Source organism: Pontibacter sp. 13R65 (assembly GCF_047525655.1).
GTDB lineage: Bacteria > Bacteroidota > Bacteroidia > Cytophagales > Hymenobacteraceae > Pontibacter.
The window spans coordinates 72,142-86,787 of sequence record NZ_JBLIQL010000010.1; the positions used below are offsets into that span (position 1 = coordinate 72,142).

The 14,646-nt window shown below is 44.1% G+C and carries 8 protein-coding genes; 2 read left to right on the top strand and 6 right to left on the bottom strand.

The window, feature by feature from the left end:
- Positions 1–130 precede the first annotated feature (130 nt).
- Positions 131–1,636 (bottom strand): glycine--tRNA ligase, encoded by a 1,506-nt coding sequence (locus tag ACMA1I_RS13445; RefSeq protein WP_337068890.1) that lies wholly within the window; start codon positions 1,634–1,636, stop codon positions 131–133.
- Positions 1,637–1,963: 327 nt separating this feature from the next.
- Between ACMA1I_RS13445 and ACMA1I_RS13450 the strand changes: the two genes are divergently transcribed.
- Positions 1,964–3,103: a hypothetical protein gene (locus tag ACMA1I_RS13450; RefSeq protein ID WP_337068891.1), complete on the top strand. Its 1,140-nt coding sequence runs from the start codon at positions 1,964–1,966 to the stop codon at positions 3,101–3,103.
- A 334-nt stretch (positions 3,104–3,437) separates the two neighbouring features.
- The gene (locus ACMA1I_RS13455) at positions 3,438–4,991 is read left to right on the top strand and encodes an IS1182 family transposase (protein WP_337068892.1); all 1,554 of its coding nucleotides are present in this window, start codon (positions 3,438–3,440) and stop codon (positions 4,989–4,991) included.
- A gap of 360 nt (positions 4,992–5,351) precedes the next feature.
- Here the strand turns inward: ACMA1I_RS13455 and ACMA1I_RS13460 are convergent, their stop codons facing one another.
- The 5 genes from ACMA1I_RS13460 to mnmG all read right to left on the bottom strand — a co-directional run bounded on the left by ACMA1I_RS13460 (position 5,352) and on the right by mnmG (position 14,582).
- The gene (locus ACMA1I_RS13460; RefSeq protein WP_337068893.1) at positions 5,352–5,810 is read right to left on the bottom strand and encodes a hypothetical protein; all 459 of its coding nucleotides are present in this window, start codon (positions 5,808–5,810) and stop codon (positions 5,352–5,354) included.
- Positions 5,811–6,004: 194 nt separating this feature from the next.
- Positions 6,005–8,086 (bottom strand): cation:proton antiporter, encoded by a 2,082-nt coding sequence (locus ACMA1I_RS13465; RefSeq protein ID WP_337068894.1) that lies wholly within the window; start codon positions 8,084–8,086, stop codon positions 6,005–6,007.
- Between the two features lie 2,040 nt (positions 8,087–10,126).
- On the bottom strand, positions 10,127–11,740 hold the full coding sequence (locus ACMA1I_RS13470) for an Ig-like domain-containing domain (RefSeq protein ID WP_337068895.1): 1,614 nt from the start codon (positions 11,738–11,740) through the stop codon (positions 10,127–10,129).
- A gap of 87 nt (positions 11,741–11,827) precedes the next feature.
- Positions 11,828–12,715 carry a class I SAM-dependent methyltransferase gene (locus ACMA1I_RS13475; protein WP_337068896.1) on the bottom strand — a complete coding sequence of 296 codons (888 nt, stop codon included), beginning with the start codon at positions 12,713–12,715 and terminating at the stop codon, positions 11,828–11,830.
- Between the two features lie 4 nt (positions 12,716–12,719).
- On the bottom strand, positions 12,720–14,582 hold the full coding sequence (mnmG, locus tag ACMA1I_RS13480; RefSeq protein ID WP_337068897.1) for a tRNA uridine-5-carboxymethylaminomethyl(34) synthesis enzyme MnmG: 1,863 nt from the start codon (positions 14,580–14,582) through the stop codon (positions 12,720–12,722).
- Between the last annotated feature and the right edge of the window lie 64 nt (positions 14,583–14,646).

The following is a 14,646-nucleotide window of genomic DNA, read 5'->3' on the forward strand; positions in this document are numbered from 1 at the left end:
TGCTTCAATGACTTTAGCAGTAGTTGGTAATTAACTACTCTTGATGGAGAATGTTTCGAGTAAAAAAACAGAGCCCGTGGCGATTTGCCACGGGCTCTGTTTTTTCTAATCTATTACGGCTATGCCTGTATTACTTCTCGAGGGTCTCGAAAATACTTTTGAAGCTAACGGCTTTTTCAATGTAAGCTTTCAGTTCGCTGATCGGTAATCGCACCTGCTCGCGGGAGTCGCGGTCGCGAACGGTGATGGTGTTATCTTCCAGCGTCTGGTGATCTACCGCAATACAGAACGGGGTACCGATCAGGTCCTGGCGTGTATAGCGCTTGCCTATGCTGTCTCGCTCTTCATAAATCAAATTGAAGTCGTATTTCAAGTCATTATAAAGCTCAGTGGCTTTCTCTGGCAGGCCATCTTTTTTAGTAAGCGGAAGAATGGCGGCTTTAACGGGTGCCAGGGCCGGGTGCAGTTTCAGGAAGGTTCGTGTTTTAGTGGCGTCTCCTTCTGTTATCTCTTCTTCCTGGTAAGCGTTGCAGAGCGTCATCAGGAAAAGTCGGTCGGCTCCGGCTGATGTCTCAATCACATAAGGTATGTAGTTGCCGAAAGGTTTGCCGTCTTCGTTCAGGTCGTTGTCGAAGTACTGCATTTTCTTTTTGCTCAGCTCCTGGTGCTGGCTCAGGTCAAAGTCGGTGCGGGAATGTATACCTTCAATCTCTTTGAAGCCGAACGGGAACTGGAACTCGATATCCACAGCGGCGTTGGCGTAATGCGCCAGCTTATCGTGGTCGTGGAAACGTAGCTTATCAGATGGGATTCCGATAGCCTCGTGCCACTTTTTGCGGGTGTTTTTCCACTGCTCGTACCATTCCATTTCGGTGCCAGGGCGCACAAAAAACTGCATTTCCATTTGCTCAAACTCACGCATCCTGAAGATGAATTGGCGTGCCACGATTTCGTTTCGGAAGGCTTTACCGATTTGCGCAATACCAAAAGGTATTTTCATGCGGCCGGTCTTCTGCACATTCAAGAAGTTCACGAAAATGCCCTGAGCTGTTTCGGGGCGCAGGTAGATGGTGCTCGACTCCTCTGCCACAGAACCAACCTGTGTGGAGAACATCAGGTTAAACTGGCGTACTTCAGTCCAGTTAGTAGTGCCGGAAATAGGGCATTTTATGTCTTCTCTGATAATTAATTCGCGTACGCCATCCAGGTTTTCCACTTCCAGTAGCTTGCCCATTTCGGCCGTTAAAGCCCTGGCTCTTTCCACATCGCCGGCATTCTCATACTGGGCAGCTTTCTCTTCTATCAACACATCGGCACGGTAGCGTTTCTTAGAGTCTTTGTTATCGATCATCGGATCGTTAAAGCTGTCTACGTGGCCCGATGCCTTCCAGGTAAGTGGGTGCATGAAGATAGCTGCATCCAGGCCTACCACATTCTGGTTTAGCTGCGTCATGCATTTCCACCACAGAGTCTTGATGTTGTTCTTCAACTCCACTCCCATCTGACCATAATCGTAAACGGCCTGCAGGCCATCGTATACCTCGCTCGATGGGAATACAAACCCATACTCTTTCGCGTGCGAGATAATATCTTTTAATTGTGCGTTTTCTACTGGTGTTTTCTCTTGTGTCGCCATGTCGCAAAGATAGTTTATTCCATTCTGAATATGCCAAGTACGCTATACGTGCTTGATTATAATTTTTTGCCTGCCAAAAAGATTGATTGGTGAACCATTTTTTCCTTTTTACAGAAATTAAAGTTAGGCAAGCTTTTACTGTTTTCGGTGCTAATCTACGTATTTCCTTTATTTTAAATTTCAAATATGTTAATTTCCAGTATTCTTAGCTCCGGCTAAGCTACTATTGTAATTTGTGTTAACAATTTCTTAACAATGCGTGTCTCGTTGGCAGTACATTTTATTCTAACTTGCACGGTTTTATAAATCGACCAATTTAACTTAAGAATGGCCAAGCGTAAAAAAGGAAGAAGAAAACCTGTAGTCCCTACCCAACCTTATAAGTTCAGAAAACGCTTCGGCCTGATCGATGTAGTTTTCAATAAAGAAAAAAAATTCCTTTACTTTATTGCCTTCTCTCTTATTCTGGCAGGAATTGTTTACCCATTTGCCTCTATTGCCATGTGGGTAGGCTTTGCGTTTGCAGGTTACTCAGCTATTGCCAACGACAGCATCCAGACCATCGGTACCTTTATCGTTTCTAACGAAGACAAAAAATGGTATTGGCAGTGGCTTTACATGGGCCTGATTTTTGTAGGTACCGTTGGCTTTAGCTGGTACGCCTTTGATGGTGACGTAACTTACCAGCGCCTTGCCTCTAAAGGCTTCGACCAAAACCCTGATAATTTCGTTTTCCTGCAGCTGGCGGCTCCTATTATTCTGCTTCTGCTGACCCGCTTCCGCATTCCGGTTTCTACCACATTCATGCTCTTAAGTGTGTTTACGGTTAGTTCCGGAGCCATCATCAGCATGATCAATAAAAGTTTGATGGGTTACGTGGCGGCCTTTATTGCAGCACTTATTATTTACCTAGCGCTGTCTGGCGTTATTAAAAAGCTGGTAAAGGGCGAGGCACATAGAGCCTGGACCTGGGCCCAGTGGATTATCAGTGGTTTCTTGTGGCACACTTGGTTGGCGCAAGATTTGGCCAACGTAGCTGTTTACCTGCCGCGTAGTTTAAATGTAATGGAGTTCTCAGCCTTTGCCGGTTTTATTTTCCTTGGCCTGGGTGTGCTATTCTATATGAAGGGCGATAAAATACAGGGGATCATTAATGAAAAAACGGAGGTGCGCGATGTGCGGGCTGCTACTATAATAGACCTTGTCTACGCAATCATCCTCTTCTACTTCAAAGAGCTTAATAATATTCCGATGAGTACGACTTGGGTGTTTGTAGGCCTGCTGGCAGGCCGGGAACTGGGCATGCGCATCAGGGCACAAGATAAATCTGCTAAGTTTGCCAAAACGTTCAGCCTCATTAGCCGCGATATTGTGTCGGTTGCCATTGGCCTTATTATATCTGTAATTCTGGCTGTGGCTATTAACCCAGTTATTCAGGAAGAGATTAAAGCATTCTTGTTTAAGTAAGCGTGTTTTACAACAGCAAAAAGGCCGGTTTATCCGGCCTTTTTTGTTTTTATGGGCGCTATTAACCATGTGTAAAAATTTAAGCAGTTACGTTATAAAAGCTTGAATAAGGAGCCCTAACCTTATTTTTTAGGTATTTTTCAACAACTAGTGCTTATCAGGTTTTCACGTTTTTCAACAACGTTTAGGAAAGAATATTATAGTGAAGCGGGTATAACACTTCAGTCTCTGCCCCTACTCCTTCTGTATCCATCGTCTAAACTTATTAACTAGGGTGGCTGTTGCACATCTGCCCGAATAGAACCGTAAACCTATAAGTTAAACTTTTGGTGTTATGCTGGGCAGAAAAACTTTCAAGGATGAGAAGGAGCTGCACTTCTCGCTCTCGGCACACGTGCCAGAGCATAATTTTTACCGCCGACTCAAACAGCAGCTTGACCTCACGTTTCTCTATGAGCTGACGCGGGGATACTACGGGCGCTGCGGTCAACACAGTATTGATCCGGTAGTGTTTTTCAAGCTCTGCCTGGTGGGCTACCTGGAGAATATTACCAGCGACCGACGCCTTATAGAGCACTGCAGCCTGAGGCTGGACCTCTTGTATTTTCTGGATTACCAGCTCGATGAGCCGCTGCCCTGGCATTCTACCCTCTCCCGCACTCGTCAGCTTTACCCGGAGGCCCTATTTGAGTCGCTGTTTGACAGGGTTTTCAGTTTATGCGTGGAGAAAGGCATGGTAACAGGAGACATGCAAGCTATAGACTCAGCTCCCATCAAAGCCAATGCCTCCATGGAGAGCCTGCTGCTAAAGCAGCCAAAAGAGCTCGTACAGTTGCCGGAGGCAGACAAACAACGGACGCTTCAGAAGAACAGCAAGCCGGCACAACCGATCACTGCTCCCGATCACCAGCTCAGAAAGCTGGAGAAGCATCAGGAGAATCTCAGGGGCACCTTCACCTCATTGGGGTCAACTCATGAGAAGGCACAGCTAGTGAGCAATAAAACGCACTACTCCCCGCACGATCCTGATGCCCGCATCTCCATCAAGCCGGGGAAAGCCCGCAAGCTCAATTACCACTGCAGCCTGGCTGTTGATACGGCTAAAGGCGTGATCAGCCATGTGCAGGCGGACTTCGCCGACGGTCGGGACAGCCAATGCCTGCCCTCCCTTGTGAGGCAGGTGCAAAGCAGGCTCAAAGCCAATGGCCTGCTCCTGCAGGACCTGCTGGCCGATACCGGCTACTCCAATGGCTCCAACTATTACCTGCTCGAGCAGCAGGGCATCACCGGCTGGATACCGGTGTTTGGGATGTACAAGCCCGAGATAGCAGGCTTTCCCTATGACCAGGAGAAGGACCAATATAGTTGCCCCATGGGCAAGCCGCTGCCCTTCAAGGGCTTTGACCATACACCAGACGGCAGGCTGCTGAAAAACTACTGGGCCGCGCCCAGTGGCTGCCGGCAGTGCCCGAACAAAATTACCTGTGCCCCCAGGACCCGGTCCAAAAAGATCGCCCGAACGGCCTATGACGAGCAGTACCTGCGGGCCTACGCCCGCCAGCACAGCAGACAGGGCAAGCAGATGAAGAAGCTTCGCCAGAGCACGGTGGAGCCGGTCTTTGGCAGCTTGGTGCAGCACTATGGCCTGCGAAGAATTAATGTACTGGGTAAGTCGGGGGCGCATAAAGTCATGCTCCTGGCGGCCGTTGCCTTCAACCTCAAAAAGTATATGAAGTTCAAGCCAAAAGTGACTGTAAGCATGGTGATGGTGTTGGAAAAGGAGCAGCACCAGCCTTTTACAGCAGTTTTTTTAGCGTTATTCTACCATCACTTCTTTAGCTGGAAAATCAAGGCGAAGATAGCAGACCAACAGCACGTAAATCGATAGCTGAGTTGTGCAACAGCCACTAGGGCTAATAGAAACCATCTGCTCCACAAGCAAATTCTGCTAATTAAAAAGGCCTTCCAGAGGCTTTTTATAGATTTTAGATGCTAGGCTTTAAATATTGGTTTCCCTAGGATACTCTCCATTCTTTCTGCTTCACTTAAATGCTTGTATTTGCTGTGAATGCAGCAAATATTTAACTGCTTCTTCTCATACTCACTGCCAATCAGCAACTAAATCCTGCTAATGAAAAAGGTCTTCCGGAGCTTTTTTTAGCTTCCTATTCGCTAGGGTGAATTCATAAAAAAAACCGGTTCTGGCTTTTGCCAGAACCGGTTTTGTATAAATGAGTATAGGTGGTAGCTATTTTGCTGGCCACATTACTTCCAGGTTATCGTCTATAAATACACCGAAGTTAACAGCAATCAGCTGCTCATCGTCAAAGTACAGGTCTATCATTTCTTTTTCGTAAGAAACGCGTGTTTCACCTGTTTCCATTTCCTCCTCTTCAATGTCGTGGATATCATTATCAAGAAAGAGCTGTTTGATCTGCTCCGGGCTCATTTCAAAAATACGGTCTCCCCACAGTTGCACCTCGCGGTTGGCTACTTCGATGCAGCTCAGTCTGTAGTCGTCTTCTTTGTCGAAGTACAGCGAGTAGCCCTCTTCCCAGTAATTCCAGGCTTCATGCTCGAACTCATCCTCTTCCTCCGACTCCTCAATTTCTTCAGGTTCGCCTATCAGTTCCTTAACTTCTTCCATTGTCAGGCCGAACTTGATCTTACCAAGTCCTTTACCTAACCTGATGTCTTTATTAATCATTTTATTTTGTTGAATATCTTAATGGTGCAAAGATAAATGAAATACTTAATCTGTAGATTTTCAGTTCATTTGTTTTTCAAAAATCTTAAAAATTTGTTTTACTACCCTCATCAGAACAAATTTTTATTTCTGTTACAGTTCCATCTTCTTTTCAGTCACCGGTCCTTCTGTTAACTTTTTTAATTTTAACTCTCTTACCTGTTTTTTCTATCCATTCTTTTTTCTTCGGAGCGATGAGTACTTTGGATCTGGTTGTCCTGGTACATCACCGGGTGTTGCTCCGGATAAATAATGATGAAGCTATTTTCTTTGTAATTGCGCGACAATACCCGTGGAATATAATCTAGCTTGTTGTCGTAAGAGATGGTGCGGTTTCTGGCCGATACCACTACAATTAAATCGTCCGGGGCAATATTGGCTTTCATATTTTCAACTTCGCCTAAGTCTGCCATCACCTCAAATTTGGCCTCCACTGCTGGCTTAGAAGTTTGCAACGTCAGTTTCAGTTTGTTGAGCGTACGGCGCCTCCCTCTGAACACTAACTTGGCACCTAGCTGTGCAGATAACAGGCGAAGTGTGCGCAACCACCGCAGGTACCCCACTTCTATATCGGAGTTAAGGGGCACGAACACCACAATGTTTTTAATCGTGTTAAGCGGTTGAATGACTTTGCAAACCAAAATCATTTGTTCTGTATTTTCGAGCAGACTATCTAGCACTGTACCAAACACTCTGTCTCTGGTCGTAATTTTTGCGTTCCAACCCAGAATCACCTCAGTGATCATCATTTCTTTGATGGCCCGCAAAATACCACTGGCCACGTTAATGTCTATTTTAGACACCAGTTGCACATCGCTGTCTGTGGCTGAGGCATGTTTAATGGCCTCCTGTAACATCTTGTTCTTTTTGTAAATTTCTTCTTCTGCATGCTCATTATCTATAACCACGGCCAGCGGATATATGGGCTCCTGGTATTCGGGATTTTTGAGCATAATGGCCAGGTCGATAAGGCGCTCTATGTTAGCTGGGTTTGCTATAGGCACTAAAATCCTGTCTGGCTTTTCGCTAAGGTTAGGTTTTTTACGACTCTCCACAATGGCCAGGCTTCTTCCTGCTTTCTCTGTAATAAAGGAGCTGACGAGGCAGGTAACCAGAATCAGGACGATTGTTCCGTTAAGCGCGTTCTCGTCGAGTATCCCCAGGTTAAAGCCAACCAGCACTACTGCCAGGGTAGCTGCCGCATGGGCACTACTTAAGCCGAAAATTAAATTCCGCTGCATAATGCTGTAGCCGAAAATCTTCTGAGTAACAAATGCAGCCATGTATTTTGTTACAATGGCCACTACCACAATAGATCCTGCTATGATTAACGCCTCTGGTCCGCGGAACAGCACCGTAAGGTCTACCAGCATGCCTACGCTGATCAGGAAGAAAGGGATGAACAAATTGTTGCCTACAAACTCGATCCTGTTCATGAGAGCAGAAGTATGAGGTATGAGCTGGTTTAAAGCTAAACCTGCCAGGAACGCTCCTATAATGGCCTCCACGCCTGCTAGCTCAGCTATAAAGGCAGCTCCAAATACCATAGAGAGTACGAATATGTATTGGGCTCCTTTTTCACTTTCAATTTGTTTAAAGAACCACCTCGCTATCATCGGGAACACGTACATCACAATGGCCACAAAAATGGCCAGTGAGCCTCCAAGCTTTAGCCAATACATCGCGTCTAATTCTCCTTGCGAGGAGCCTGAGATTACCGCCAGCACCAGCAGCACAGCAGTGTCCGTTACTATTGTTCCTCCTATGGTTATTGTAACTGCTTCATTCTTGCTCAGGCCTAGTCTGCTTGCTATTGGGTAAGCGATCAGGGTATGCGAGGAGAACATGCTAGATAGCATTACAGCAGAAAGCCACTCAAAATTTAAGACGTAGTAAAATATGATCGTGCCAATACTTATTGGAATCAGGAAAGTGAGTGCGCCAAATATCAGACTCTTATTTCTGTTCTTTTTAAAATCGATCATATCGATTTCAAGTCCGGCCAGAAACATAATGTATAAAAGTCCTACTGTGCCAAATAATACGATACTGGCGTCGCGCTGTAGCAGGTTCAGTCCGTTTGGCCCCACCAGCACACCTGCCAATATTAAACCGACTATGCCGGGTATTTTTATTTTATTGAGGAAGATGGGCGCAATCAATATGATGAGCAGGACTAACGTAAATATTAGTACCGGATCTTCGAACGGAAGTGTCAATTTGAGCAGATATATCATTCGATCTTTTGTTCTTTTTCCTTAAATATAGGCATTTTCTTGTTTATGAGTTTTTTCTCTGATTTGCTTCGTATTCCGACTTTTCAACCTTTCCACACACATTAACTTTTAATTATTTTAAAAAGATTAAATTTTAAATCTATTCTTCTTTCATTATTTAGGCTGTTAACAAGTTGATAACTCTCCTCCTTTTACTGCCTTGCTCATAACTTGTTTATTTAGTTTTAGTTCTTCACCATTCTTCCCACACCTGTTCTTTACTTATTTTTTTGTTTCTCATTTAGTTAGGTGCTTTGTCCACTTTTTGTGCATATGTGTTGATTTCTTTTTGCACATCACAATTATGAGTGGATAAGTAGAATTACTGCTCATATTTGTGCACCACTATCCACTTTCTGCATATAAACTGGGGTGTTTTGATGTTTCTGTGCTGTGCATCGGATTTAGTTGCTCACTTTTATTAACCCTTATCCACAGTTATACCCACTTATGTGTTGATTTCTTTGGCGTATTTCCACGGTGTAAACCAAAAGGATAGTTTGAGCACAATTCTGGCCGTTGTAGCAGGTTTATTTGCTCATAAAGTGCTGCTAAAAAGCCTCTAATGCACTTTACATCTACAATTCTGCCTGCTCCTGCTGCTGAAGTCGTGAAAATGTAGCTGTGAGGAAATATTCTAAGGAAGAAGCAAGAGGTGAATGCTTCTGTTCTCCTAGTCGGAGCATGTTCCACCTGTACTGTATAGTATCAGAAGCCTAATGCCCTCCTGATCAGAAAGCGCTCCGGAAGACTGATTTCATTAGAAGAATTGGGAAACCTATAATAGGTGAATAAAATAAAAATCGGAAGGTGAGCTTAATCCGGAGTAGCTACTAGCTTATCAGATGCAGCTCTCTTATCAGAATAAAAACTTGCAGAAGGAACTGCATTATAATCAGCCCTACTTTTCGACTAGTCAAATTATTGTAATCAATCTGGCCTTCCAGAGCAAATTTTCTGGTTTTATAGATAAAGACTTATTGCCCTGTTATACCCGGAAAGTTCTTTAGGTAGCTGTAAAAAGTGGGTTGCTTTCTCTGGACCTCCATCTCTTTCTCTTCTGGCGGCCATACCGCGCGCTTACGAACTTGCCTTAGGAGATGGCAAAGATACTTCTCTTCTAACGGCGCCCCCATGATAGGCTGTTATTACGACTGGTGGAACTTTGTATAATGATTTGCTAACAAAGAGGCTGTTGCTTCATCCAGAACACTGGCTTAAAGGGCTCGTAATTTTATGTCGAACTAAACAACTTCTTTTAATTACCAGGGAGAGCTGGGGCTGCTATAGATACGATTTAGTAGCAGATAAATTTGCCAAGCGTTCTATTTGATTCTACAATTTCGCGGAGATAGCGCACCAACAAAATGAACTTAACTGGTGGAGGTATCATAGCTTCTAGAGTCCACAATTTTTATTCGAAATTCTTTTGCCTCTTGTCGAACAGGATACTGCAGGCCCGTAGGCTGTAGTTATAAAGCAAAAAGGATTAAGGCAAAATTAGTGGAACAAGAGCAGGTGGTAAACACTATTATAAAATTTGAATTATTGTTCTCAACTCCTTCTCAACTCTCTTCCAGAAGATGCTTCTCTTTTGTATACCAGAAATTTTAAAAAGATGGAGAGATTCATTAGCAAGTATGATCAAGTATGGGTGGTGCAGGCTTTTTGATTGTGGCCTATGCTCCAGTTTCCTTGGTATGAGTTTGTATTCTCAGGATTGGTGCGCAGTAACTTTTCCTCTTTTTGAGTAGCGCTTAACACCTCTTGCTTTTCTTTCCTCCATCCTCTTTCCTTGTACTTAGCCTCAACTTAAAGGTAACTCCTTTACGTTTCATTTCAATAGTAAAGCATCCTGTATAGCTGTGGAAAGATAATTCTAAATATTGCTTCTAATAACTTAATAAGGTTCTTTATGTTCTTTTTTCCACAGGCCTAACAACTCTTAAGGCATAAAAAAAGAGGCTATAATTAGCCTCTTTTTTTATATTATCTCTGGTTTCAGAATTCAAGTACAATGGCTTCCAGTTCCCAATTTGCTCTGATCTCAATAGGCTTTGGATAGATGTAAACCTTCTCAGGCAGACGTTCGAACTTAGGATCTCCGGTAAACCATTTTGTATCGTTATCCTCGTCTATCAGTACCCGAATTATATATGAGCCTGGTTCCATGTTTTTGAAATCAAAGTTTCTGACATTCTTTACCTCTCGTACAAACTTGAAATCTTTGGTGAGAATTTGTATAAAATAAGATGTGTAGTTGCTCTTAACAGATCCTTTGAAACTGCCTGTTCCTCTATCATCTGCTTTAGGCAGAGGGATTGGTTGGAATTGTAAAGGTCCTCCTTTCAATGGAACAATGGCTGTGCTGTCCAGAGTTACCGTCAGCTGGTTTATTCTTTTATCTGAGGGCGGCATGGTAAAGCTTAGTTCAGTTGCTGTTTTATCTAGCGTTAGCTGCTCCGCCCTTATGGCCTGAAGCTCTACTGTGTCGGCTAATAATCTAACAGGGGTGCCAGTTAGCTTCACCTGCGTTTCCAGTTCAAGTGTAATCTGCTGTCCTGTTCTAAAAGCCTTGTCCGATCCTCCTCCCACTGATCCTGCTTTTAGTTGTGCCCCTTTTATCCGCTGCGATCTTTTACCTTCAAACTTAACTGCAACAGTATCTATCCTTTGGTTTCCTGCAGAGTCTGTCGCCGCAAATATGGCTCTTCCTCCCGTAAACCCGGTTCCTTCAAAGATATCGATCACCTTCCCCTGCGGGCCAATCTTGTAAAGAAGGGTATCGTTTTGACTAGCTTCTGGTCGTGCTGTAAAAGTGCTTATGCCTTCGTTGTAGTTAAGCACAAACCGGTCGAGGTAGTTTTCGCGGCTTGGCGTTTGTGGTTTTTTGGTATCGATGCGGATGGTTTGTAGCCTTACTGAATCAGTAGTTGGAGTTATGTTGAGTGGCTCCGGCAGGTAGGCTATCCGCTCATTTTCGTTGTCGTATATGTTGTTGTTGTTTTTGTCTAAAACAGCAAAAATCCTGTAAGCTCCTTCTTTTATATTTTCAAATGTAAACTCGCCGTTCGCGTTTGTCTGCGTCTGGTAATATGGTCTGTTTTTGCGAATGTTAAGTGAGTCTGTTAAAGGGTACAGCGCCACAATTATTTCTTTCTCGGTTATCTGCGATAGCAGTTCCACTACAGTGCCACTTACCTTGCTCGAGTCTATAAAGGTGCCGGTACTAAAGGTTAGCTTCAGACCTTTGGCCACATTCTTTTCGGTTATATCCTGCACACCGTTTCTAAAGTTCAGGGTATAGGTAGAGTTCGGCTCAAATGGTTCTTCAAAACTAATTTCCATCTGATTCTTCTTCGTTTTTACCGTGTATTTATTTTCGGTATTTGGTGTAATCAGGAGTTCGGTCGTGAGCTTGTTCGGTTGAACTTCTTCATCAAATTCGAGCGTAATAGTGTTTGTTCTTACGTTCAGTTCACCATCCTTAGGATTACTATATGTTAAGGTTGGCGCTACTTCGTCTTTTGGCCCCCCTTCCGGATTTCCTACGGTGGCACATGCTGTGAGAATACTTGCGGCTGACGCCACTAATAGTAAGTTGAATAGCTTCATTAAGGCTTGTATTATTCATTATAAAGCAAAATAGGCAAACTTGCGCCTGCCTTTTACTTTAAACATTATTTAGTATGCTAAATTGTTTTATTTTCTCTTTGCTACAAAAATTAAGCTGGAATAATCGTTTCCATTTTTTTCGGCGTAACTATTCGATTTAAATCCACTTAAGACACTAGTAAGCATTTTGGTTTTGCCGTCCTTCTGTTTTTCGCTTAACATGCTTACATAGTAGGCATCAAACTTCATTGGTAGTACTTCTTCCAACTTCATTTTATGCTTCTTTAAAAAGCGCTTCATGGTTTGCTGGGTAAAGTGGTACAGGTGCCGTGGCACATCGTAGGCAGCCCAGTTCTCTTTATACTGTTGTGCATCGTGGGAATCGGCGTTAGGTACGGCAATAATAAGGGTGCCATCTTCCTGCAGCAACGACAGCATTTGCTCTACTGTCTCGTTAAGGTTATGGATGTGTTCCAGAACGTGCCAGAGCGTTATTACCTCATATTTCTCACCCTCAATTTCAGCGAGTGCAGGTGCTACTATGGAGGCAGTAGTCTGCGATGCAATTTCGCGCGCCTTCTCGTTTGGCTCCACGCCTCTTATTTCCCAGCCATCTTTTTTGCACGCACTCAGAAAAACACCGGTGCCGCAACCGTAGTCTAAAATGCTTCCTTTAGAGGAGGCATATTTATTTATTAGTTCTACTTTTTGCCGGGTAGTAATAGAGCGTACCACATGGTACGCCCTGTTAATAATTCCGGTCTTAATGTTGCTGTGAGATATGTATTCTTCAGATTCGTAATACTTATCAATACTTACTTCTGAAGGTCTGGGGTTGGTAAACTTGAACGTACAGTTCTCGCATTCCACAATCACGAAGCTCTCTTTAGAGACAGCATTATCGGTTACTACCAAAAAATTTTTAAATTCTTGTTTGCCGCAGACAGGGCAATGTTCCAGTCGCTCGTAGCTCATTTATTTATTTTCCCAGGTACACCATAAGTACAGAAATATCGGCTGGCGATACACCACTAATGCGAGAAGCTTGTCCTATTGTTTCAGGGTTAATTTTCAATAGCTTTTCGCGCGCCTCTAACGATAGTGCCGGTATGTTACGGTAATCTATTCTTTCTTTTATAATGTAGTTTTCCAGCTCCCCCATTTTTGAAGCCATTACGTGCTCTTTCTCAATATAGCTTTCATACTTCACAGCAATCTCAGCTTGTTCTACACTATCTGGCTTAAACTTGCTTAAGTATTCAGCTACTGCAGGTATGGCTGTTGCAATATGGCTGATCTCGATATTAGGTCGCTTAATCAACTGGCCGGCTCGTTGCTTTTCAGCTATCGGAGCAGAGCCTAAACTTACCAGCATGTTGTTGATATCTCCAGGTTCAATCGGCTTGTTATTTAAGTAAGCAATAATTTCGGCTGTCTCCTCTATCTTCTTATCCACAGCTTTTAGACGCTCTTCATCGGCGAGCCCTAGTTCATAACCAAGTCTTGTGAGGCGGATATCTGCATTGTCCTGGCGCAGGAGGATGCGGTGCTCTGCACGTGAGGTAAACATGCGGTAAGGCTCTTCAGTACCTTTATTTACCAGGTCGTCTATCAATACACCAATGTAAGCTTCTGAACGCTTCAACACAAATGGTGCTTTTTCGTTGATTTTGTTATGTGCATTTATACCGGCCATCAATCCCTGGCAAGCTGCTTCTTCATAACCAGTGGTACCATTAATTTGGCCAGCAAAATATAGGTTCTCTACCAGCTTTGTTTCCAGCGTCAGGTTTAGTTGAGTTGGCGGGAAGAAGTCGTACTCGATGGCATAGCCAGGACGGAACATCTTCGCCTTTTCAAACCCTACAATTTTACGCAGTGCCTTTTGCTGCACATCTTCTGGTAAGGAACTGGAGAAGCCATTTACATATACTTCTACTGTGCTCCATCCTTCCGGCTCCACAAAAATCTGGTGACGGTCGCGGTCAGCAAATCGGTTTATCTTATCTTCTATAGACGGGCAGTAGCGTGGACCTAAACCTTGAATGCGACCCTGAAACATGGGCGACTTTTCGAAGCCTGTTTTCAGAATCTCATGTACCTCGGAGTTGGTGTAGGTAATGTAGCAGCTTCGTTGCTTGGTTAAAGGCTCAGTGTCTTTGTAAGAAAACTTAGAAGGATTTTCGTCGCCGAACTGTTCTTCCATGCGGCTATAATCAAGGGAGCGCCCATCTACGCGAGGTGGTGTCCCTGTCTTCATGCGGCCTGCTTCAAAGCCTAATTCTTTTAGTTGTTCGGTCAGGCCTTTGGCAGATTTCTCAGCGGCTCTACCACCACCTAATTGTTTTTCACCGATGTGGATAATACCGTTTAAAAAAGTGCCATTTGTTAAGACTACGGCCTTTGCCCGTATAGTTATCCCCAAGCTGGTCCGAACACCAACAGCCTTCCCTCCTTCTACTTCTATACCCACAACCATCTCCTGCCAGAAGTCTACGTTCTCGGTTTGCTCTAAAGACAGGCGCCAAGCTTCTGCAAACCGCATGCGATCACTCTGTGCTCTGGGGCTCCACATAGCCGGCCCTTTCGATTTGTTAAGCATCCTGAACTGGATCATGGTCTGGTCGGTAATAATACCGCTCATTCCACCAAGCGCATCTACTTCGCGCACTATCTGACCTTTTGCCACACCACCCATAGCCGGGTTGCACGACATTTGGGCAATAGTATTCATATTCATGGTAGCCAAGAGCACCTTCGAGCCCATTTTTGCGGCTGCGGCTGCAGCTTCGCATCCTGCGTGCCCGGCCCCTACTACTATTACATCGTATTCTGCAAACATGTATTTCTGATTTAAGAGATGTTTCACGTGAAACATCATCAATAGAAATGATAATTCCCTTTGA